General features: G+C 73.1%; 21 protein-coding genes and 2 pseudogenes. 13 read left to right on the top strand and 10 right to left on the bottom strand.

What is annotated here, in order from left to right; translation table 11 throughout:
- Positions 1–4: 4 nt before the first annotated feature.
- Together F3L20_RS20940 and F3L20_RS20935 are read right to left on the bottom strand one after the other, a co-directional pair.
- Positions 5–1567, bottom strand: a pseudogene (locus F3L20_RS20940) (glycerol-3-phosphate dehydrogenase/oxidase).
- A complete protein-coding gene (locus tag F3L20_RS20935; RefSeq protein WP_167534572.1) occupies positions 1564–2172 on the bottom strand; it encodes a TetR/AcrR family transcriptional regulator in 609 nt (202 codons plus the stop codon). The pseudogene F3L20_RS20940 and the gene F3L20_RS20935 overlap by 4 nt, the downstream one beginning before the upstream one ends.
- Positions 2173–2245: 73 nt before the next feature.
- On the opposite strand from F3L20_RS20935, the gene F3L20_RS20930 reads away from it, so the two are divergent.
- The 7 genes from F3L20_RS20930 (at position 2246) to F3L20_RS20900 (ending at position 9000) form a co-directional block, all read left to right on the top strand.
- Positions 2246–3841: an FAD-binding oxidoreductase gene (locus F3L20_RS20930; protein WP_150155670.1), complete on the top strand. Its 1596-nt coding sequence runs from the start codon at positions 2246–2248 to the stop codon at positions 3839–3841.
- A 105-nt stretch (positions 3842–3946) separates the two neighbouring features.
- Positions 3947–4828, top strand: a complete 882-nt coding sequence (locus F3L20_RS20925; protein ID WP_150155669.1) for a YegS/Rv2252/BmrU family lipid kinase — start codon at positions 3947–3949, stop codon at positions 4826–4828.
- 151 nt (positions 4829–4979) lie between these two features.
- On the top strand, positions 4980–5417 hold the full coding sequence (locus F3L20_RS20920; RefSeq protein WP_150155668.1) for a Fur family transcriptional regulator: 438 nt from the start codon (positions 4980–4982) through the stop codon (positions 5415–5417).
- Between the two features lie 34 nt (positions 5418–5451).
- Positions 5452–7683, top strand: a complete 2232-nt coding sequence (gene katG / locus F3L20_RS20915) for a catalase/peroxidase HPI (RefSeq protein WP_150155667.1) — start codon at positions 5452–5454, stop codon at positions 7681–7683.
- 160 nt (positions 7684–7843) lie between these two features.
- On the top strand, positions 7844–8077 hold the full coding sequence (locus tag F3L20_RS20910) for a DUF2945 domain-containing protein (protein ID WP_150155666.1): 234 nt from the start codon (positions 7844–7846) through the stop codon (positions 8075–8077).
- Positions 8074–8418, top strand: a complete 345-nt coding sequence (locus F3L20_RS20905; RefSeq protein ID WP_150155665.1) for a DUF3140 domain-containing protein — start codon at positions 8074–8076, stop codon at positions 8416–8418. Before F3L20_RS20910 ends, F3L20_RS20905 begins: the two co-directional genes overlap by 4 nt.
- Before the next feature lie 150 nt (positions 8419–8568).
- Positions 8569–9000, top strand: a complete 432-nt coding sequence (locus tag F3L20_RS20900) for a hypothetical protein (protein WP_150155664.1) — start codon at positions 8569–8571, stop codon at positions 8998–9000.
- Positions 9001–9066: 66 nt separating this feature from the next.
- Here F3L20_RS20900 and F3L20_RS20895 read toward each other — a convergent pair whose 3' ends face one another.
- Positions 9067–9489, bottom strand: coding sequence for a DUF350 domain-containing protein (locus tag F3L20_RS20895; protein WP_145828381.1), 423 nt, complete (start codon positions 9487–9489; stop codon positions 9067–9069).
- 220 nt (positions 9490–9709) lie between these two features.
- Here F3L20_RS20895 and F3L20_RS20890 point away from each other — a divergent pair, with 220 nt between their 5' ends.
- Together F3L20_RS20890 and F3L20_RS20885 are read left to right on the top strand one after the other, a co-directional pair.
- On the top strand, positions 9710–10066 hold the full coding sequence (locus F3L20_RS20890) for a hypothetical protein (RefSeq protein WP_150155663.1): 357 nt from the start codon (positions 9710–9712) through the stop codon (positions 10064–10066).
- 203 nt (positions 10067–10269) lie between these two features.
- Positions 10270–11520 carry a glycoside hydrolase family 16 protein gene (locus F3L20_RS20885; RefSeq protein ID WP_145828379.1) on the top strand — a complete coding sequence of 417 codons (1251 nt, stop codon included), beginning with the start codon at positions 10270–10272 and terminating at the stop codon, positions 11518–11520.
- A gap of 84 nt (positions 11521–11604) precedes the next feature.
- On the opposite strand, the gene F3L20_RS20880 is transcribed toward F3L20_RS20885, so the two are convergent.
- Positions 11605–12342 carry a D-Ala-D-Ala carboxypeptidase family metallohydrolase gene (locus F3L20_RS20880; RefSeq protein ID WP_240810725.1) on the bottom strand — a complete coding sequence of 246 codons (738 nt, stop codon included), beginning with the start codon at positions 12340–12342 and terminating at the stop codon, positions 11605–11607.
- Positions 12343–12585: 243 nt separating this feature from the next.
- On the opposite strand from F3L20_RS20880, the gene F3L20_RS20875 reads away from it, so the two are divergent.
- Positions 12586–13308, top strand: coding sequence for an FAD binding domain-containing protein (locus F3L20_RS20875; RefSeq protein ID WP_150155661.1), 723 nt, complete (start codon positions 12586–12588; stop codon positions 13306–13308).
- A gap of 21 nt (positions 13309–13329) precedes the next feature.
- On the opposite strand, the pseudogene F3L20_RS20870 reads toward F3L20_RS20875, so the two are convergent.
- A pseudogene (locus F3L20_RS20870) lies at positions 13330–14806 on the bottom strand (glutamate-cysteine ligase family protein).
- Positions 14807–14888: 82 nt separating this feature from the next.
- Entirely contained in the window at positions 14889–15323 is a 435-nt protein-coding gene (locus tag F3L20_RS20865) for an SRPBCC family protein (protein ID WP_150155660.1), read from the bottom strand.
- 233 nt (positions 15324–15556) lie between these two features.
- Between F3L20_RS20865 and F3L20_RS20860 the strand changes: the two genes are divergently transcribed.
- Both F3L20_RS20860 and F3L20_RS20855 read left to right on the top strand, forming a co-directional pair.
- Positions 15557–15802, top strand: a complete 246-nt coding sequence (locus F3L20_RS20860; protein WP_431193172.1) for a DUF2795 domain-containing protein — start codon at positions 15557–15559, stop codon at positions 15800–15802.
- Positions 15803–15823: 21 nt separating this feature from the next.
- Positions 15824–16237: an SRPBCC family protein gene (locus F3L20_RS20855; RefSeq protein ID WP_150155659.1), complete on the top strand. Its 414-nt coding sequence runs from the start codon at positions 15824–15826 to the stop codon at positions 16235–16237.
- Here F3L20_RS20855 and F3L20_RS20850 read toward each other — a convergent pair.
- Complete coding sequence (locus F3L20_RS20850; protein WP_150155658.1) at positions 16211–17188, bottom strand: pentapeptide repeat-containing protein; 978 nt, start codon at positions 17186–17188, stop codon at positions 16211–16213. The genes F3L20_RS20855 and F3L20_RS20850 overlap by 27 nt on opposite strands.
- Positions 17189–17542: 354 nt before the next feature.
- Positions 17543–18127, bottom strand: coding sequence for a CGNR zinc finger domain-containing protein (locus F3L20_RS20845; RefSeq protein ID WP_150155657.1), 585 nt, complete (start codon positions 18125–18127; stop codon positions 17543–17545).
- A gap of 115 nt (positions 18128–18242) precedes the next feature.
- Between F3L20_RS20845 and F3L20_RS20840 the strand changes: the two genes are divergently transcribed.
- A complete protein-coding gene (locus F3L20_RS20840) occupies positions 18243–18935 on the top strand; it encodes an SDR family oxidoreductase (protein WP_150155656.1) in 693 nt (230 codons plus the stop codon).
- 98 nt (positions 18936–19033) lie between these two features.
- Here the strand turns inward: F3L20_RS20840 and F3L20_RS20835 are convergent, their stop codons facing one another.
- Positions 19034–19816 (bottom strand): enoyl-CoA hydratase/isomerase family protein, encoded by a 783-nt coding sequence (locus tag F3L20_RS20835; protein ID WP_150155655.1) that lies wholly within the window; start codon positions 19814–19816, stop codon positions 19034–19036.
- Positions 19813–21078 carry a cytochrome P450 gene (locus tag F3L20_RS20830; protein ID WP_150155654.1) on the bottom strand — a complete coding sequence of 422 codons (1266 nt, stop codon included), beginning with the start codon at positions 21076–21078 and terminating at the stop codon, positions 19813–19815. Before F3L20_RS20830 ends, F3L20_RS20835 begins: the two co-directional genes overlap by 4 nt.
- Positions 21079–21129 lie beyond the last annotated feature (51 nt).

Genomic DNA, 21129 nt, shown 5'->3' with positions numbered 1-21129 from the left:
GGCGTCACCCCTGTCGTGCCGCCGTCCCGTCAAGCAGCGTGCGCACCGCGTCCCGAGCGGCGGCCCGGTCGGCGGGGACGAGGCCGATGCGGGTGCGGCGGTCCAGGACGTCCTCCTCGTCGAGGGCTCCCTCGTGCCGTACGGCCCAGAGGAGTTCGGCGCCGGTGACCGGATACCCGGGCAGCACCGGCTCGGCCAGCCGGGGGTCGCGCGCGGCGAGCGCCCGCACGGCCGGTGCCTCGGCGCCGTAGAGGCGGACGAGCCGGCGGGGCGTGGGCAGGGCCGCGAGGACGTGTGGTGCGGCGGCGCCCACCAGGGGCAGGGACGCCGTGGGGGACGGGCCCGCGTCCAGCCCGCGGAGGCGGACGGCCACGTCGACGGCGTCCTCGGCCATGCGCCGGTAGGTCGTCAGCTTGCCGCCCACGACGGTGACGACGCCCTCCGAGGAGGTGAGCACCGCGTGCCTGCGGGACAGGTCCGCCGTCCTCGCCCCGGCGCCCGGGCGGTCCCCGGCGGTGTCCAGCAGGGGACGCAGCCCGGCGAAGGCGCCCACCACGTCGGCACGGTGGACCGGGACGTGCAGCACGGAGCACAGGACGTCGAGGAGGAATCCGATGTCGGTCTCCGGGCCTCGGCGACGTCGGGGACGTCACCGGCCACGGGCTCGTCGGTGAGCCCCACGTAGACCCGGCCGTCGTCCTGGGGGAGGACGAGCACGAAGCGGTTGGTCTCCCCGGGGATCGGGATGTGCAGGCCCGCGGTGAGGGTACCCAGGCTGTCGGGCCGCAGGACGAGATGGGTGCCGCGGGAGGGCCGGATCCGTACGCCGTCGACGAGGCCGCCCGCCCACACCCCGGCGGCGTTGACCACCGCCCGGGCACGGATCTCGCCCTCCTCGCCGGTCAGTTCGTCCCGGACCCTGGCTCCCGTCGAGGTCAGCTCCAGTGCCCGGACCGGGTGAGGACGCGGGCGCCGCGCGCGGCGGCCGTGCGGGCCAGGGCGGTCACCAGCCGGGCGTCGTCGGTGAGCCGTCCGTCCCACGACAGCAGCCCGCCGCGCAGTCCGTCCGCCGCAGTGCGGGCGCGAGGTGCCGGGTCTCCACCGCGCTGAGGCGGCGCGGCGCGGGAAGTGTGGCCCGGGCCGTGCGGGCGGCCAGGCGCAGCGTGTCACCGGCGTGGAACCCGGCCCGTGCCAGGGCCGCCTGGCCGCGCGAGACCAGCGGGGTCAGGGGCAGTACGAACGGCTGGGGGTGCACGAGGTGGGGCGCGGTGCGCTCCATCAGCACCCCGCGCTCCACCGCGCTCTCGTGGGCCACGTCGAGCCGGCCGGAGGCCAGGTAGCGCAGCCCGCGTGACCAGCTTGCTGCTGAAGCGGGAGGTGCCGAAGGCCAGGTCGTGGGCGTCGATCGCGACCACCCGCAGACCGCGCGCCGCGGCGTCCAGGGCGGCGCCGCGCCCGTGACGCCGAGGCCGACGACCAGCATGTCCACCGGCGCACCCCCCACGGAGTCGGTCAGTTCACGGGCGCGGCGGGCGGCGGACAGGGACGAACCGCTGAGGGGGGTCATGGCGTGAGGGTCCTCTCCAGGACGGAGCGCAGCTCGCCGAGGAACGCCTCGGCCGAGAGCTCGGGGTCGTCCTCGTCGGTCATGGTCCGCAGGGACAGGGTGAAGGACTGCACGATCAACAGCACCGCACGGGCCTGGCGTTCGACGTGCGCGATGCGCACCGAGCCGTCGGCGTGCCCCTCGCGCAGCACCCCGGCCAGCAGCTCCAGCAGCGCCTCCTGGCTCGCCCCGCGGCGGTCCAGCACGTAGGGGAGGAGCAGTTCGGGGTCGACGTCGAGGATCTTCCGGAACAGCGGGTGGGCCACGAAGTCCCGCACCGCGTCCACGAGCCCCTCGGTGAGCAGCTCCCGCGCGGACGCGTCCGGTCTGCGCTCGGGCATGGCCCCGGTGGCCACCGCGATCCACTCCCGGGTCATCAGGTCGCCGACCAGGGAACGCACGTCGGGCCAGCGCCGGTAGAGCGTCATGCGGGAGACACCGGCGCGGCGGGCCACGTCGGTGAGCGTGGTGCGGCGGACCCCGACGGCCAGTACGCAGTCGCGTACCGCGTCCAGCACCGCGTCGTTGTCCGAACCTGCCGAGCCGTTGTGACGAATAGGCGTCATGTGTCACAGTGTAACGCCACGTGAGGCCGTCGGTCGACGGCACCGCACAACCCGACCGGTGAGGACGACAGTCATGGACATGCTGTGGAGCGGCTGGGGTGACCCGGCGCAGGCGGCCCCGCTGCCCGACTCCGTGATCGGGCTGCTGCGCGATCTGCTCGGCGTCAAGCCGCACGAGGCGGCACCCGTCGCCCTCGACGACCTGACCGTCCCCGCGAGCCCCCTCGCACCCGCCGCGCACCGCGCACTGGCCGCCGCCCTGGGTGACGAGGACCACGTCCGCACCGACGCCGAGACCCGCGTCCGCCACACCCGCGGCAAGTCCACACCCGATCTGCTGCGCATCCGCGGCGGCGACCTCGCAGCCGCCCTCCCCGCCGCCGTCCTGCTGCCCGCCACGCACGAGGAGGTGCTGGCCGTGCTCCGCCTGTGCGCCGAACACGGCCTGATCGCCGTCCCGTTCGGTGGCGGCACGTCCGTCGTCGGCGGCCTCGCCCCGCAGGCGCACGGCGCGTTCGTCGCCCTCGACCTGCGCCGCATGAACCGGCTGCTCGACCTCGACCCGGTCTCCCGCACCGCCACCCTGCAGCCCGGCCTGAAGGGCCCCGAGGCGGAGGCGCTGCTCGCCGAACACGGCTACACCCTGGGCCACTTCCCGCAGTCCTACGAGTGGGCCACCGTCGGCGGCTTCGCCGCCACCCGCTCCAGCGGCCAGGCCTCCGCCGGCTACGGCCGCTTCGACGAGATGGTGCTGTCCCTCACCCTGGCCACCCCCGAGGGCACCCTCGACACCGGCCGCGCCCCCCGCTCGGCCGCGGGACCCGACCTGCGCCAGCTCGTCCTCGGCTCGGAGGGCGCCTTCGGCGTCATCACCTCCGTGACCGTACGCGTCCGCCCCGCGCCGCGGACCCGCGTCCACGAGGGCTGGAGCTTCCCCACCTTCGACGCGGGCGCCGCCGCCCTGCGCCGGCTCGCCCAGGACGGACCCCGGCCCACCGTGCTGCGCCTGTCCGACGAGACCGAGACCCTCGTCGGCCTCGCCCACCCCGAGGCGATCGGCTCCGGCGACCCGCGGGCCACCGGCTGCACCGCCGTCGCCGGCTACGAGGGCACCGAGCAGGACACGGCCCACCGGCGCGAGGGGGCCGCCGCCGTCCTGCGGGAGTGCGGCGGCACACCCCTCGGCGAGGAGCCCGGCCGACGCTGGGCCCACGGCCGCTACGCGGCGCCGTACCTGCGGGACGCCCTCCTCGACGCCGGAGCCTTCGCGGAGACGCTGGAGACGGCGACCTTCTGGTCCCGGGTCCCCGAGCTGTACGCCGCCGTGCGCGACGCGCTCACCGTCACCCTCACCGAGGCCGGCACCCCGCCGCTGGTCATGTGCCACATCTCCCACGTCTACGAGAACGGCGCCTCGCTGTACTTCACCGTGGTGTCCGCACAGGGCGAGGACCCGGTGGCGCACTGGACCCGCGCCAAGCACGCCGCGAACGAGGCGATCCTCGCCGCCGGCGGCACCATCAGCCACCACCACGGCGTCGGCACCGACCACCGCGACTGGTACCTCCGCGAGGCCGGTCCGCTGGGCGTCGAGGCGCTGCGCGCCGTGAAGCGCCGGCTGGACCCGGACGGCGTGCTCAACCCCGGCGTCCTGCTGCCCGCCGACTGACCGGCGCCGTCCCTCCCGGGCCGCCGTGGCGGTCACCGCGCCCCCTGAGGTCCCCGTACGTCCCCCGTACGTCCCCGTCCCGTCGGCCGCCCCGGAGGCACCCCGATGCGCCAGTTCACCGCCGTCGTCAACCCCACCGCGGGCGCGGCCGGCTCCGCGGCCGCGCTGCTCGCCCTCGCCCGGCACCTGCGCGAGGCGGGCGCGGAGCTGGTGACCGAGTACAGCCGCAGCCTGGCCCACGCCCGCGAACTCGCCCTCGCCGCCGGGCGGGAGGGGCGCGTCGTCCTGGCCGTCGGCGGGGACGGCATGGCGGGCGGCGTCGGCGGCGCCCTCAGCGGGACCGGGGCGACCCTCGGCCTGGTCCCGGCGGGCCGGGGCAACGACTTCGCCCGGGCGCTGGGCCTGCCCGGGGACCCGGAGGCGCTGGCCCACGTCCTGCTGCACGCCGAGCCCCGCCCGGTCGACACCGTCGAGGTCCGCTCGGCCGTGCACGACCGCACCGTCGTGCTCGGCAGCGTCTACGCCGGGGTCGACGCGCTCGCCAACCGCCACGCCAACCGCTCCCGGCTGCTGCGGGGTTCGGCGTCCTACTACGCGGGCGGCCTGCGGGCCGTCACCACCTGGCGCCCGGCCCGCTACCGGGTCACCGTCGACGGCGAGGAGCACGCGCACACCGGCTACACGGTGGTCGCCGCCAACTCCGGCACCTACGGCTCCGGCCGTCTCATCGCCCCGGACGCCCGCGTGGACGACGGCCTGCTGGACGTCGTCATGATCCGGGAGGCACCCCGGTGGCTGTTCTTCACCCTGATGAACGAGCTGCGGACCGGAGCCCACGTCCACCGGCCCCAGGTGCGCATCCTGCGCGGCCGGGAGATCCGCATAGAGGCCGACCGGGCCGTCCCCTACGGCACGGACGGAGAGGTCGACGCCGTCCTGCCGGTCACGGCGAAGGTCCTGCCGGGCGCGCTGAACGTTCTGTACTGATCCGCGCCGGGACGTCTTCGGGCAGGTGAGAGGCGCCGCCGGCGGTGATCGGTGCGCAACCCGGGAGCCACCGCCCGTTACCGGACACGCCCCAAGAATGGATCCGTTCGTTCTCTGGAATTGTTCGCGTCTTCAGCGGTAGGTTCGGCGCATGACCGCATCCCGGCCGTCGACCACCGCCGAGGAGTTGCGCAGTGCGGGGCTCCGCGTGACGGCCGCCCGCGTGGCGCTCCTCGACACCGTCCGCCAGGGCGGTCATCTCGGCGTCGAGACCGTCGCCACCGAGGTGCGCCGGCGCATAGGGCATGTGTCCCTGCAGGCGGTGTACGAGGGGCTGAACGCGCTGAGCGCCGCGGGCCTGGTGCGGCGCATCGCACCGGCGGGCGGCGCCGCCCTCTACGAGGGACGCGTCGGGGACAATCACCACCACCTGGTGTGCCGTACCTGTGGCGCCGTGGCCGACGTCGACTGTGCGGTCGGCGAGGCACCCTGCCTGACCGCGTCCGACGGTCACGGCTTCGCGATCGACGAGGCCGAAGTCGTCTACTGGGGCCTGTGCCCCGGATGTTCCACCTCCCGCAGTGCCTGAACTGCGCGAACCTTTTTCGCCCGGAAGGACTCCCATGACCGAGAACCATGACGCGATCGTCACCGAACCCAAGGCGGAGGGGACCGGCGGCTGCCCGGTCGCGCACGGTCGCGCCCCGCACCCCACCCAGGGCGGCGGCAACCGTCAGTGGTGGCCGGACCGCCTCAACCTGAAGATCCTCGCGAAGAACCCGGCGGTGGCGAACCCGCTCGGTGAGGACTTCGACTACGCGGCGGCGTTCCAGTCCCTGGACCTGCCGGCGGTGAAGCGGGACATCGCCGAGGTCCTCACCACCTCGCAGGACTGGTGGCCCGCCGACTTCGGCCACTACGGCCCGCTCATCGTCCGCATGGCCTGGCACAGCGCCGGCACCTACCGCATCAGCGACGGTCGCGGCGGCGCCGGAGCCGGCCAGCAGCGGTTCGCCCCGCTCAACAGCTGGCCGGACAACGCCAACCTGGACAAGGCCCGCCGCCTGCTGTGGCCGGTCAAGAAGAAGTACGGCCAGAGCCTGTCCTGGGCCGACCTGATGATCCTCGCGGGCAACGTCGCCCTGGAGACGATGGGCTTCGAGACCTTCGGCTTCGCCGGTGGCCGCGAGGACGTCTGGGAGCCGGAGGAGGACGTCTACTGGGGTCCCGAGACCACCTGGCTGGGCGACGAGCGCTACACCGGCGACCGTGAGCTGGAGAACCCGCTCGGCGCCGTCCAGATGGGCCTCATCTACGTCAACCCCGAGGGTCCCAACGGCAACCCGGACCCGATCGCCGCGGCCCGCGACATCCGTGAGACGTTCCGCCGGATGGCGATGAACGACGAGGAGACGGTCGCCCTGATCGCCGGCGGCCACACCTTCGGCAAGACCCACGGCGCCGGCCCCGCCGACCACGTCGGCGACGACCCCGAGGCCGCCTCGTTCGAGGAGCAGGGCCTGGGCTGGAAGAACACCTTCGGCACCGGCAAGGGCGGTGACACCATCACCAGCGGTCTCGAGGTGACCTGGACGCCCACGCCGACCCGGTGGGACAACAGCTTCTTCGAGATCCTCTTCGGCTACGAGTGGGAGCTCTTCAAGAGCCCGGCCGGCGCCAACCAGTGGCGGCCGAAGGACAACGGCGGTGCCGGCACCGTCCCGGACGCGCACGACCCGTCCAGGAAGCACCAGCCGACGATGCTGACGACGGACCTGTCGCTGCGCTTCGACCCCGTCTACGGCGAGATCTCGCGGCGCTTCCTGGAGAACCCTGACCAGTTCGCGGACGCCTTCGCCCGCGCCTGGTACAAGCTCACCCACCGTGACATGGGCCCGAAGTCCCTCTACCTGGGCCCCGAGGTCCCGGAGGAGACGCTGCTGTGGCAGGACCCGCTGCCGGAGCGGACGTACGAGCTGATCGACGCCGCCGACGTCGCCGTCCTCAAGGAGCGCGTCCTCGCCTCCGGTCTGTCGGTGTCCGACCTGGTGTCGGCGGCGTGGGCGTCGGCCTCCTCCTTCCGCGGCAGCGACAAGCGCGGCGGTGCCAACGGCGGCCGCATCCGCCTGGAGCCGCAGCGCGGCTGGGAGGCCAACGACCCCGACCGCCTCGCCGGTGTGATCCGCACCCTGGAGGGCGTCCAGGAGGCCTTCAACGCCGAGCAGACCGGCGGCAAGCAGGTCTCGTTCGCCGACCTGGTCGTGCTCGGCGGTGTCGCCGCCGTGGAGAAGGCCGCCAAGGACGCGGGCCACGACGTCCAGGTGCCCTTCACGCCGGGCCGCGTGGACGCGACGCAGGAGCAGACGGACGTCGAGTCGTTCGCCGCGCTCGAGCCGACCGCCGACGGCTTCCGCAACTACCAGGGCAAGGGCAACCGGCTGCCGGCCGAGTACCTGCTGCTCGACAAGGCCAACCTGCTCGGCCTGAGCGCCCCCGAGACGACGGTGCTCGTCGGTGGCCTGCGGGCCCTCGGCGCCACGTACCAGCAGTCCGTCCAGGGTGTGCTCACCGCGACGCCGGGCGTCCTCACCAACGACTTCTTCGTCAACCTGCTCGACATGGGCACGGCCTGGAAGTCGACGTCGGAGGACCAGTCCGCCTTCGAGGGCAGCGACGCGGTCACCGGCGAGGTGAAGTGGACCGGCTCCCGCGCCGACCTGGTGTTCGGCTCGAACTCCGAGCTGCGCGCCCTCGCCGAGGTCTACGCGAGCGACGACGCCAGGGCGAAGTTCGTCCAGGACTTCGTCAAGGCGTGGGACAAGGTCATGAACCTCGACCGGTTCGACCTCGTCTGATCCGTACGGCCCGTCCGGTCCCTCCGGCGCGCCGATCCACCGTCCGGGCCGGACCCCTCGTGGGGCCGGCCCGGACGGCTGTTCGTCCCGAGATGCGCGCGGGCGCCGCTGCGACCAGGGTGGGAAGCGGCCCACGGTCGACACGGAGGAGGCGTCGGGCATGGCGAAGGACGGCAGGAAGTCCGGGAAGGACCTGCACGAGGGCGACCACGTCGCCTGGAGCAGCCACGGCAGCGAGACGACGGGCGAGGTCGAGAAGAAGATCACCGAGCGGACCGAGGCGGCGGGACGCACCGTCGCGGCCTCCGAGGAGGAGCCGCAGTACGAGGTGCGCAGCGACAAGTCCGGGAAGTCCGCCGTGCACAAGCCGTCCGCGCTCAAGAAGAAGAAGTGAGCGCCGTGGCAGCGGACGACGAGGAGACCTGGAAAGAGTTCCGGGAACTGGTCAACATGAAGCCGGCCGACCTGGAGAAGTGGCTGGGGACGGACGACTCGCGCGCCGCCGGCCAGCACAAGGACGGCGGTGAGTCGACCGGGCACGCCTCCGGCCGGCGCATCGTGGAGATCCTCCGCGCCAAGCGGGGTGACCTCTCCGAGGACGACTACGCCCATATGCGCAAGGTCGTCGGCTACATCCACCGCCATCTCGCCCAGCGGCCGTCCGGTGACGTCACCGGCACGCGCTGGCGCCATTCGCTGATGAACTGGGGCCACGACCCGCTTGTCGACACCTGATCGCATCGGCATGTCGACAAAACGACGGGGAACGACTGAAAAGCTTCGCGCGTTGTCGGTGTGAGGCTGCACAATGATCAGAAAAGGAGATCAACTCCGGCTCGGTGCTGGGTAGACGGTCTCGTGTCCGGCTCCGGAAAGGTCCTGTTGATGCTTGCCACCGTCGACCGCTCGAACTCCCTCGTCGACCTGCCGACCGTCCGCCGACGGCGCGCCCGGGCGGCCGCCGCCCCGGCCGCGGCCGGGGTGCCCTCGTCGTCGGGTACGACGGCCGACGTGCTGCGCGTCATCGCCGACCCGCGCACCCCGACGTACGTCACGGTGTTCGCGGGCGGCCGCCGCCGGTACAGCTATTGGCGCCCGATCGACCCGGCCACCGGCATGGGCGGCTGCTACGCCGCGCTGCCCACCGCCGAGTGCGACGAACTGCAGGCGGCCGGCCGCATCACGCTCGGCGAGCCGGTCGTGGACCCCAACCGCACGACGTACCGGGTCCGTGCCGCCACCCGCGTCCCGCAGGCGCCCGCCCGCGCCGCGGCGCCGGAGCGGCGCCGGGCGCCCGAGCGCCGCCGCGTGGCCTGACGGCCCGCCGGCCGGACGGGGTGCGCGACGCCGGCGAGACGGGGCTCGCGCACCCTTGACGTGCCGTCAGGCTATGGACGCCGAAATGACGGCCGAGACCGCGATGTTGCAGGACGCGGTCACCCAGACCGCCGGATGCGGCTCGACCTCCACCAGCGTGGCGCCCAGTCGCCCCGGGGTGATCAGGTCCACCACGAAGAAGGCCACCGCCATCATCAGCAGCCCCAGCACGCCGAACACCGCCGTGGACACCAGGCCCTTGCCGAAGTCGTCGTAAGTGGTCCAGATCGAGGTGAACACGATCATGCCGATGCCGAACAGTGAGGAGCTGAGCACCACGGCCGCGTTGCGGTTGCGCTCCTGCCAGATCTGCCGGCCGAGCTTGCCGGGCAGCAGCAGGTCCACCAGGAAGATGCCGAGGACCAGCAGGACCAGGCCGAGTGCGCCGTAGGCGGTGGCCCGGCCGAGTCCGTTGACGATGTCGCTCATGGGTGTGCCGGCTCCGTAGCGTGAGGGATCGTGAATGATCGCGGTCAAGGGCGTGCAAAATCTAGCGCACCCGCCCGCCCCGCCGGAGGGCCCCGCCCGTCGTCCGACGCCCCTCGACGGAACTTCGCAATGTGTGAGGTCCCGTTTCCGGTCCACTGTCATGCGCGGCCGTTTACGGGGCATCAGATGTCCGTCGGACAGGCCGTGAAGGAGCGTCGCCATGACCAGGGGCAGTCGGGTTCTCACCGTGATGTACGTCGCCGTCGCCCTCTGGCTCGCCTTCTGCACCGTGCGCACCTGGGGGACCGTGCCCGCCTGGACCAGTGTCGCCATGGCCGCCGCCTCCCTCGCCCCCGTCCTGGGTGTGGTGCGGGAGACCGTCATCGCCGACGAACGCCGGGCCGTCGCCGTGCTGCGCGAGCGGGAGGGCCGCCGGGCCGCCTGGCGCGACGCCGCCGCCGCGGCCCTCGCCCGGGCCGAGGTCGAGATGGCGTGCTGCGAGCGCTGGTGGACGTCGTGCGCCACCGAGCACGACCCCGCCTGCGCCCACCGCACCTCGTGGGGCACCACGGCCTGACGGCCCCCGCCGCTTCCGCCGCCCGCCCCACGGCTCACTCCCGCCCCGCGCGGATCACCACACCCACGCTGTGAATTCCTGGTCCGTACCAAGGGGTTGACGGCTGCTTATCTCACATCTTGAATCAAGTGGTTGAACCTTCACCCCCCACCACCACGTCCGGCGCACCCGACCCCACGGGCCGCCGTACGGAAGGGAGAGTCATGTCCTCTCCGCGCACGCGCCGCAGATGGCTGGTCGCCGCTCTGTCCGCCGCACTCCTCGCCTCGGGCGTCGCCGGTACGACCGCGCAGGCGGAACCGGCCCGGACGGTCGCCGCCGCCGACGTCTCCGCGGCGGCCGTCACCTTCTCCGACACCTTCGACGGGCCCGCCGGCGCCGCGGTCGACTCCTCGAAGTGGCAGATCGAGACGGGCGACAACGTCAACAACCACGAACGGCAGTACTACACGTCCGGCAACAAGAACGCGGCGCTGGACGGCCAGGGCCACCTGGTCATCACCGCCCGCAAGGAGAACCCGGCCAACTACCAGTGCTGGTACGGCACCTGCCAGTACACCTCGGCCCGGCTCAACACCTCCGGCAAGTTCACCGCGCAGTACGGGCACGTCGAGGCACGCATGAAGGTCCCGCGCGGGCAGGGCATGTGGCCCGCGTTCTGGATGCTCGGCACCCCGGTCAACTGGCCCGACTCGGGCGAGATCGACATCATGGAGAACGTCGGCTTCGAGCCGTCCACGGTGCACGGCACCCTCCACGGCCCTGGCTACTCCGGGTCCGGCGGCATCGGCGCCGGCTACACGCTGCCGGGCGGACGGGCCTTCGCCGACGACTTCCACACCTTCGCCGTCGACTGGGCGCCGGACCGCATCACCTGGTCCGTGGACGGCAACGTCTACCAGACCCGCACGCCCGCCGATCTCGGCGGCCGGCAGTGGGTGTTCAACAGGCCGTACTTCCTGATCCTCAACCTGGCGGTCGGCGGCTACTGGCCCGGCGACCCGGACGGCTCCACCGTCTTCCCGCAGCAACTGGTCGTCGACCACGTCACGGTGACGACGAGCGACACGTCGACCGGCGGCGCGATCCGGGGCCTCGCCGGCAAGTGCGTGGACGTCGCCGGGGCCGCCACCGCCAACGGCACCCCCGTCCAGCTCTACGACTGCAACGGCACCTCCGCGCAGCGCTGGACGGTCGGTTCCGACGGGACGATCCGCGCCCTCGGCAAGTGCCTGGACGTCGCCTCGGGCGGCACGGCCGACGGCACACCCGTCCAGCTGTGGGACTGCAACGGCACCGCGGCCCAGCGGTGGGTGGTCACCGCAGCCCGCGACATCGTCAACCCCCAGGCCGACAAGTGCCTGGACGTGACCGGCAACAACTCCGCCAACGGCACCCGACTGCAGATCTGGACCTGCACCGGCACCGCCAACCAGAAGTGGACCGTGGGCTGACGGCGTAGGGCTTCACGAAGGCGGAGGGGGTCTCGACGGCCGGCGTCGGGACCCCTTCGGCGTTTCCCCGCGTGCGCGTGGACCTCAGATGCCGCAGGTCGGGGCCGACCAGTAGCGGCTGCCGCGGTGGTCGACGTGCGTGTGGTCGTCGTGGCCCGGGTAGCCGGGGCCGAGGATGCCGTTGAAGCCGTGGTTGCGGGCCTGTTTGGCCAGGGTGCACAGGGAGTGCGATCCCGCGCCGAGGTCGGCCGCGTCGCCGTACAGATGGCGGCTGTTGCTCGCGCCGCCCACGGCGCTGTTGCAGGACTGGGAGCGGAAGCCGCTGGTGACCCGGATCGGCTGGTCGCCGAGCGCGTGCCGCAGCGCCTCCAGCTTCCACATGGTGCGCAGGGCGTTCGCCTTGGCGGTCGCCGCGCCGACCGCGCCGCCCGACCAGGTCGAGTTGCAGCGGTTCAGCTCCGCGTAGTCGAAGTGGACAGGGGTGCAGTCGTCGTCCTGGAGGGCGTACAGCTTGCTGAAGGTGTTGGGGCCGGCCACACCGTCGGAGGTCAGGTCGTAGGCGGACTGGAAGCGCTTGAGCGCGGCGGTGGTCGCGGGGCCGAACTCGCCGTCGACGGCCAGCACGGCGCCGTAGCCGGGATAGCCGCTCAGCCGGATCTGCAGCTGGGTGACGTCGGCGCCCGAGGCGCCCTGGGACAGGGTGCGGTTCCAGGTGTAGCAGCCGTCGGCGTGCGCGGTCCCGGCCGTGGCCAGGGAACCCGCCGCCAGGCCAGCCATGAGCATGACAATCGAGAGTACGAGTCTCAGCGCGCGTGTGAACATGCGGTCTCCGCTTCCGGTACGAGAGATCGGGTGTGGGCCACGAGCCGTGTGACGCGCGTCAACCATGGGGCAAACACCCGGCCGGGCGCAAGGCCACCCTGGCCGGAGCACACGGCCGACGCGTGAGCCCTGTACGCGCCCCCGGTCCGCTGCGGAGAATGCGGTGCCGGCCCTCCTCTCCCGCGAAGTGCCGTACTGCCCGCTCCCGTCGCACCCTTTCCCGAGGAAAGCAGGTCGATCGCCGTGCTGTTACGTCTGCCCACGTCCCTGTCCGAAGCCCGGCGGTGTCTGGCCGAGGGAGCGGTGCCCGTCGGCGGGGCCACCCTCGTGTGGGCCCAATGGCAGCGCGACGGTTTTCCCGAGCAGGCGCTGTCCCTGCGCCGGCTGCCCGAGGCCAACGCGGTGGACGGTGAGGCCCTCGGCGCGGCCGTGCTGCTGCACCAGGTGGACGACCGGGTGCCGGAGACGCTGCGTCGGGCAGCCGCCTCCATAGGCACCGGGGCGGTGCGCCGGACGGCCACCGTCGGCGGCAACATCGCGGGCAGCACACTGCGCTGCCTGCTGCCCCCGGCGCTCGTCCTGGACGCGCGCGCGACCGTCCTGGACCACGACGGCGCGTACGAGGCCGACCTCGCGGAGGTCGTGGCGAAGCGCCCCCTGATGCTGGGCATCCGCTGGCGCCGCCCGCTGACCAGCGCCTACTACAAGGCGCCCGGTGACGTGGGCGGACCGCCGCCGCTCGTCGTCGCCACGGCCGTGCATGCCGAACCGGACGGCGGACGGCGGCTGTTCGTCGCGGTGCGGGACGGCGGCGAGGTCGTCGGCGAGAGCATGCCCGCCGGGACGGACGTCGCTCGGACGCTGGACGCCCTGGACGGGACGGCCCTCGGCGGCCTTCCCCCTACGGCCCGGGAGGCGGTGCGCCGGGAGGTGACGGGCGTCCTGGAGCGCCCCGCCGCCGGCTGACGGGACCGCCGCTCCCACGGGTCACTCCACGGGCCAGGTGTGGACCGGGGCGTTGAGATGCATGTAGTCGATGTACTGCTGCGTCATGCGGCGCAGCGCCTCGTGCCGCCCGCAGTGCGACGTCGCGTCGATGTGGTGGAACATCTCCTTCTGCCACACCGCCCCGTTGCGCCCCGTCACACACCGCTGCTCGATGATGCCGAGCAGCGGCTCCCGCCACGCGTCGTCCATGCCGGACAGCTCCAGCCCCCGGTGCGCCAGCGGCAGCAGACGCCGCAGCACCAGCTCGGCCGCCGGGACCTCGCCCATCCCGGGCCAGTACAGCCGCGCGTCGATGCCGTACCGCGCCGCCGTCCGCAGGTTGTCCTCCGCCGCCGTGAAGGACATCCGCGACCACACCGGCCGCTCCTCCTCCACCAGACCCCGCGTGAGGCCGTAGTAGAACGCGCCGTTGGCGAGTGTGTCGGCGACGGTCGGGCCCGCCGGCAGCACCCGGTTCTCCACCCGCACGTGCGGCTTGTCGCGGGTGACGGCGTAGACCGGCCGGTTCCAGCGGTAGATGGTGCCGTTGTGCAGCGTCAGCTCGCCGAGGTCGGGAATGTCGCCGCGCAGCAGGGTCTCGGCGGGGTCCTGGTCGTCGCACAGGGGGAGCAGGGCCGGGAAGTAGCGCAGGTTCTCCTCGAAGAGGTCGAAGACACTGGTGATCCACCGCTCCCCGAACACACCCGGGCCGCACCCCCTGCACCTTGATCTCCTCGGGGCGGGTGTCCGTGGCCTGCTCGAACAGCGGGATGCGGGTCTCGTGCCACAGCTCCTTGCCGAACAGGAAGGGGGAGTTCGCCGCGAGCGCCACCTGCACCCCGGCGATCGCCTGCGCCGCGTTCCAGTGGTCGGCGAACTGGTCCGGGTCGACCTGGAGGTGGAACTGCGTGCTGGTGCAGGCGGCCTCCGGCGTGATCGTGTCCGCGTAGGTGCGCAGCCGGTCGACGCCGGTCACCTCGATGTGCAGGTCCTCCCCGCGCGCCGCGAAGATCTGGTCGTTCAGCAGCCGGTAGCGCGGGTTCTCCGACAGCGCCCCCTCGCCGACGTCCTCGTGGCGCAAGGTGGGGAGGATGCCCGTCATGATCAGATGCGTGCCGATCGACCGGGCACGCTGCTCCGCGTGGTTCAGGGCGGAGCGGATCTCCCCCTCCCAGGCGTCGGGACCGCCCTCGGTGAGCCGGCGGGGCGCGATGTTGATCTCGAGGTTGAACCGCCCCAGCTCCGTGTCCCAGGCGGGGTCCGCGATGGCTTCGAGCGCGTCGGTGTTGCGCATCGCGGGTTCGGCGCGGTCGTCGACCAGGTTCAGCTCGATCTCCAGTCCCACCTGGGGCCGCTCGGCCTCGAAACGCGACTCGCGCAGCATCTGCGCCAGCGCGTCGAGGCACTGCTGCATCTTGATCCGGTAGCGGCGGCGGTCCTCGCGGGTGAAGGTGAGCGCCGGGACGTCCCGTCCCATCGGTCTCCCTCCAGGATGCTCGTCCTCGGAACCTGACCACCCCAGCGTCGCACCGGTGCGCGCCCGCGACCACGCGAGTCGCTCAGCGCGCGGGTCCTTCGGACAGGAAGCGCGTCAGGCTGTCCAGCAGCATGGTGCTGCCCTGCTCGGCCGCGTCGCGCTCCTCCACGGTGTCGCAGGTCTGCCGGATCTCGATGCGGGTCCGCGGTCCGTCCTCGCCGAGTTCCATGGCCATCGTCGCGGGCTCGTCCCTGCCGGGGACGTCCATGCCGAGGACCAGCAGGCGGTTGACGTCGACCTCCAGGTAGGACCCGGTGAGCGGCACCCGGGTGCCGTCGGGCGTGACCACGGTGGCCTTCCATCCGCCTCCCGGCCGTACGTCCATCTCGACCGAGCCCGGGGCCGCGTACGCCCACCGGGCGTAGTGGTCCGGCGTGGTCCACGCCTCCCACACGGCGCCGACGGGGGCGTCCAGGGTGCGGGTCAGGGCGTAGGAGTGGCCGTTTCCGTCGCTCATGGTGTCGTCCTTCGTGATGTGTGCGGCTGCCCCGTCGGGGCCTGTCGGGAAGATGGACGGGGGCGGGCGCGAAAACTCATCGGCCGCACCCGGGCCAGGTCGCGGAGCCACCCGCCTGACCCGCCCCGCACTCGGCCGGACCTGCGAGGACGGGTGAATCGGCTCCCGGAGCGGGGGGTACCCGCCAGGTCCTCGCGCGGACCCGCCGCGCCGCTTCGTCAAGGGAGGCTGTCATGGCCGACCTCAGCCCGATCGACCTGCAGAAGGCACTGAAGGGCGCCGACTACCCCGCCGCCATGGACGACCTCGTCTCGGTGGCGAAGAGCAACGGTGCCGACGACAACCTCGTCAAGAAGCTGTCGCAGACCGGGACCAAGCAGTTCGACGGCCCAACGAGGTGCAGAAGGCCGTCTTCGGCAACGAATGACCACGCGTGCCGGGTCCGCCCGCCGCCGCGGCCGGCCCTGGACCGCCCGTGACCGACCGAGGACGGTGTACCGATGACCGAGTACGAGCGCTCCCACACCATGCCGGCCCCGCCCGAGCAGGTCTTCGACCAGGCGGCCAACATCGGCCAGATGGGTGACTGGCTGCCCGAGGAGCTGCATGTGCGCGCCGAGCGGCTGCCCGCCGTGACCGTGCACGAGGACCGCACCGACGAGGACACCTCGGCGCTGCTGCGCCCCGAGCGGGACCAGATGCGGATCGAATGGGGGACGCGCGAGCAGGGCGGCTACGCCGGCTGGCTCCAGGTCGCCGGCATCGACAGCGGGGCCAGCGAGGTGACCGTGCACCTCTCCTTCTTCGAGGAGGGCCACGACCCGGGCGAACGGCAGGTGACCGACGCGCTCGAATCCAGCCTGCGGCGGCTGGAGCGGCAGGTCCGGCTACGCGTCGACAACGCCGCCGGCTGACTCCCAGTGGGCGGGGCGGGACAGGGACGGCGGCAGCGTCGTCGCGGTGTCGCCCCGCGCCGCGTTCACCTGCGCCTGGGTGAGGAACAGGGCGCCCGTGAGGTCGGCGCCCGCCAGGTCCGCGCCGCGCAGGTCGGCACCGATCAGGTCGGCGTCGCGCAGGTCCGCGTCCGAGAGGTCGGCGCCGATCAGCAGCGCGCCCCGCAGACTCGCTCCTCGCAGAGCGGCGCCGGACAGCCGCGCGCCCGTCAGGTCGGCGCCGCGGTGCTCCCGCCTGCGGCCCGGCACCCGGGCCCGGGTCAGCTCACTGGCCCGCAGCAGCAGGGGATTGACCTCGCCGCGCAGCGCGTTCACGTCGAGCGCGACCACCGACTCGGCCGTGCCCCGGGTCAGCCCGTCGATCCGCTCCAGCGCCCGGCGCAGCTCAGCGTGGAGGGGGCGGGCCGCCGGGAGCGCCAGGGCCTCGGCGGTGTACGCGAGCAGTTCGTGCAGCTGCCGCATGACGGGGAACACCGCGAACATCGCGGACGCCGAGCCGGGGTCCCGCCGCCAGTCGGTGCCGCCGAAGGTGACCTGGGAGACCTTCTGCCCGGCGCCGAAGCAGTCGAAGACGGTGCAGCCCGGATAGCCCTCGTCGCGCAGCCGGGCGTGGATGCCGCAGCCGAAGTCGGACCGCAGATGACCGCAGGGGCGCCCGGCGGGTTTGTCCTCGGCGAAGTCGGAGGAGCGGGCGAACGGCAGGGCCACGCAGCACAGGCCGAAGCAGGCGGAGCAGTCGGCGCGCAGCGCCTCACGGTCCACGGCGACGGGTCCCGGTTCCGCACCGGGTTCCGGTTCGCGTTCCGATGCGGCCGTGGCGGTGGGCCGGACCGGTCCGGGAACGCGGTGCGTGCGCCGACGGGGCCGTCCGCCCCCGTGCGCGGACGAGCGGGCTCCGTGCTGTGGCGACACCGTGAACGCTCCTGGACGACGACGGGCACCCCACGCCGGGGCGCCCCGAGAACGCCGCCCATTCTCGCAGACGGCTCGGTCGACCATCCGGCTGCCGGAACCCGGGACTCACGTTCTGCCTCCCTCTCCTGCCCCGGGGCCGAGTCGAGCGGCGGACGGCGGCCGGCTCAGGTCGAACGCAGGCAGAACGAACGCAGACAGAAGGGGTGTCCGGCCGGGCCGGCGTGGACGCGGCTGCCGGTGCGGGCTCCCGGGACGACCTCGTCGGTGGGACGCAGTCGGGTGGCGCCGGCGTCGGTGGCCGTGCGGTCCGCGATGGCGAGGTCGTCGACGCCGGAGGGGGCGTCCTGCCCGTCACCCGGTCCCGGCCGCCCGCTGCTTGCGGCGGGCGCGTGACGCGCGCAGGTTCGCGGCGTTCCCGCACCGGCGTACGTCGTGCCAGACCCCGCTGTTGTTGCGCGAGCGGTCGTAGAACGCGGACCGGCAGGCGGGCTTGCGGCACAGCTTGAGCCGTTGCCAGGTGCCTTCCGCCTGGGCGAGCAGCACCTGGGCCCAGACGGCGGCCTCCAGCCACTCACCGGGGCCGCCGACGGGCACCAGGGCGACCCGGCCCTCCTCGTCGAGGCCGGGCCGCAGGGAGACGTCGGTGGGTGCCCGGACCGGTTCCGCCTCACCGGTGACCAGGCCGGCGAGCCGGTCCCGCAGTTCCCGCACCCGCCGCAGATCCTCCGTCCCCGGCAGGCCCGAGGGGCCGGGCCACCCCTGGGCCTCGGCCCACGCGGCGGTGACGTCGGACAGCCACCGGCCTCCCGTGGCGTCGTCGGCGAGCACGTCGTCGCCGTACGGAGGGATGGCCAGGGTGTTGAGGAGTTCCTGCACCAGAGCCAGGCCGCCCGGGGCGGGGCTGATCCGGTAGCGCTCGGTCGATGTCCAGGACATAGGTCAATCCTACTTGACTCTGTCGCGCAGGGTGTGCACGCTAGCGACACAATCAAAACGCTTTTGACTATGTCGCCCCGGTGGCGCAAAGCAACGCAAGGAGTGTGGAGCGGTCATGACCGAGATCAAGGGAGCCCGTGTACTGGTCACCGGCGGCCAGCGAGGGCTGGGCAAGGCCTTCGCGGCGGCGCTGCTGGAGGCCGGCGCGGCCACGGTGTACGTCACGGCACGCCGGCCCGTGCCGGAGACCGACCCGCGGCTGGTGCCGCTGGCCCTGGAGGTCACCGACGAGGCGTCCGTCGCCCGACTGGTGGAGCAGGTTCCGGCCGTCGACATCGTGGTGAACAACGCGGGCGCGACGATCCCCGGGGGCCTGCTGGGCAACGACACCGACCAGGTGGCGCACCTGTTCGACATCAACGTCCTGGGCCCGCTGCGTATCGCGCAGGCCTTCGCCCCGGTGCTCGCCCGCAGGGGCGGGGGAGCCCTGGTCAATGTGCACTCCGTGCTGTCGTGGGCGGCGGGCACCGGGGCGTACGGCGTCAGCAAGGCCGCGCTGTGGTCGCTCACCAACTCGCTGCGCTCGGAGCTCGCCGCACAGGGCACCCAGGTCGTCGGCGTCCACCTCGGCTACACCGACACCGACATGGTGCGGGCGCTCGACGTGCCGAAGAACGATCCGCGTGACGTGGCGGACCAGGTGGTTCAGGCGCTGCTGAAGGGCGAGAGCGAGGTGCTCGCCGACGAGGTGACCCGCCACTTCAAGGCCGCGCTGTCGGGCCCGGTCGAGGGACTCGCGGTGGCCTGACACGTCCGCCGGGACCCACTCGCGAAGCACGGGACGGCGCCGCCCACCGGCTCGGTGGGTGGCGCCGCCCCGTGGGTGACGCGGTGGCGGCCGCCGGGTCAGCGGGCGGCGCGCTGCTGGGTGAGGACCGCCGACAGCAGCTCGGGGTCGAACAGCGAGACGTCGGCCAGCCGGGTCGGCGCGGCGAGGGAGTTGAGCATCGCCTTGGTGACCCGCACCGCCGGCGCCGGCCGCCGTACGACGGGCCTGGCCCACGCCATGACGGCGGCGTCGAGCTCCTCCGCCGGCACCACCTTGTGCAGGACGGACAGCGCGAGGGCCTCCTGGGCGTCGAAGACCCGGGCGGTGAGGATCAGCTCCCGCACCCGGGCCACGCCCACCTCGCTGATCAGCCGGGGGAGCAGCCCGCCCCACGCGGGCGGCACCCCCAGCGCGAGCTCGGGCAGCCGGAAGGTGGCGGTGTCCACGCCCACCCGCAGATCGCAGGCGAGCAGGAGTCCCACGCCCGCGCCGACCGCCCGGCCCTGGACCCGGGCGACGGTGACGGCGGGATGGGTGGTCAGGGCCTCGCACACCCGCAGCGCCTTCGTGCCGGAGACGCGTATGCCGCCGCCGGTGGGGTCGTCGTCCAGGTGCCGGGGGAACTCCCGCCGGTCGCCGCCGAGGCAGAACTCCTCCCCGGCCGCCGCCAGTACCAGGACCCGTACGTCGGGATCCTGGTCGTCGAGGACGGTGAGGAGGTCGTCCAGCATGGCGTCGCCGACCGCGTTCCCCTCCTCCGGGACGTTCAACTCGACGGTGAGGACTGGCCCCTGTCTGTACGTGCGCACGGTCTTGAGCACCCGGTCGGCGGGGAGTTCGGTGAAGGGCTGGGCGGTCATACGGTCACCTTCAGGGACGTGATGCGGCGGAAGACGAGACGGGAGTTGTCGTAGGCGGGCGGTCCGGCGGGCCGCAGCGTGGGGAAACGTTCCAGTACCTGGGCGACCGCCTCGCGTGCCTCGAACCGGGCGAGGGGAGCCCCGAGGCAGTAGTGCGGGCCGCTGCCGAAGGTGATGTGGCCGCCGTCGCGCAGGATGTCGAAGACGTGCGGGTCCGGGTTGCGCCGGGGGTCGTGGGCCGCCGCGCCGTACAGGATGTGCACGGTGGTGTCCTTGGCGAGCGGGGTGCCCGCGAGGATCGTGTCCTCCGCGGCCACATGGGAGTTGAGCCACACCGGCGGGTCGTAGCGCAGCGTCTCCTCGATCAGGTCGTCGATGTGCTCCGGATGCGCCCGGAGCCACTCCGCCCGGGCGGGCTCCTGGGTGGCGTACCGCACCGCGTTGGTCAGCAGCACCGCGCTGGTCTCCAGCGAGGCGATGGTGATGAACATGGTCAGGTGGTAGATGACCCGTGCCGCCGCCTCCGGGTCGTCCGGGAACTGCGCGTCCCAGTGGTGGATCCAGCCGGTGAGGACATCGTTGCCAGGGCGCGCCCGCCGGTCGGCGATCAGCTCCCCGAAGAAGGCCCTCATCTCCATCGTGGCCTGGCCCGCGAGCGCCAACTGCTCCTTGGTGGGGAACAGTTCCTGCGCGTACGCCTGCCGGTGGGCGAAGTCCAGGACGTACGCGTGGTGCCCCTCGGGGATGCCCAGCCACTCACCGACCGTGCGGACCGGGAGGAGTTCGGCGACCGTCTGGACGAAGTCGGCCTCCCCGTCCTCGCGCAGGCGCCGCTCCAGGTCGTCCAGCAGGCCGGAGACGAGCCGGGCGATCGTCGGACGCATGCCCTCCAGGGTGCTGCGGTCGAAGGGGTTGCCCAGCGCCCGGCGCTGGCAGGTGTGCGACGGGGCGTTGATGCGGGACAGGGTGCCGGTCAGCTCCTGGGTGGCGAGCTCCTGCCAGCGGCGCGGGTCGGGCTGGCGCTCCTGCCAGGCGAAGTCCGGCACCAGCCAGTTCCTGGCGCGCAGCACCTGGCTGCATGCCTCGAACGAGGTGACGAAGTAGGCGCCCCAGGGGGCGCGTACCACGTCCCCCAGAGAACGCAGCCCTTCCCAGACGGGCAGGGGGTCGGCCTGCCCCTCCGGCGAACGAAGGTGACGGAGAAGGGAAATGACGGCTCGGCGGTCACTGGTGGTGCCGCTTATGTCGCCAACGGCGGTCACGTGGTGCTCCTTTGGCTGGACGCTACCGTTACCGCCGGAACCTACCCCTCC

This window comes from Streptomyces tendae, assembly GCF_008632955.1.
Taxonomy (GTDB): Bacteria; Actinomycetota; Actinomycetes; order Streptomycetales; family Streptomycetaceae; genus Streptomyces.
This window is presented reverse-complemented; position numbering and strand designations above follow the sequence as displayed.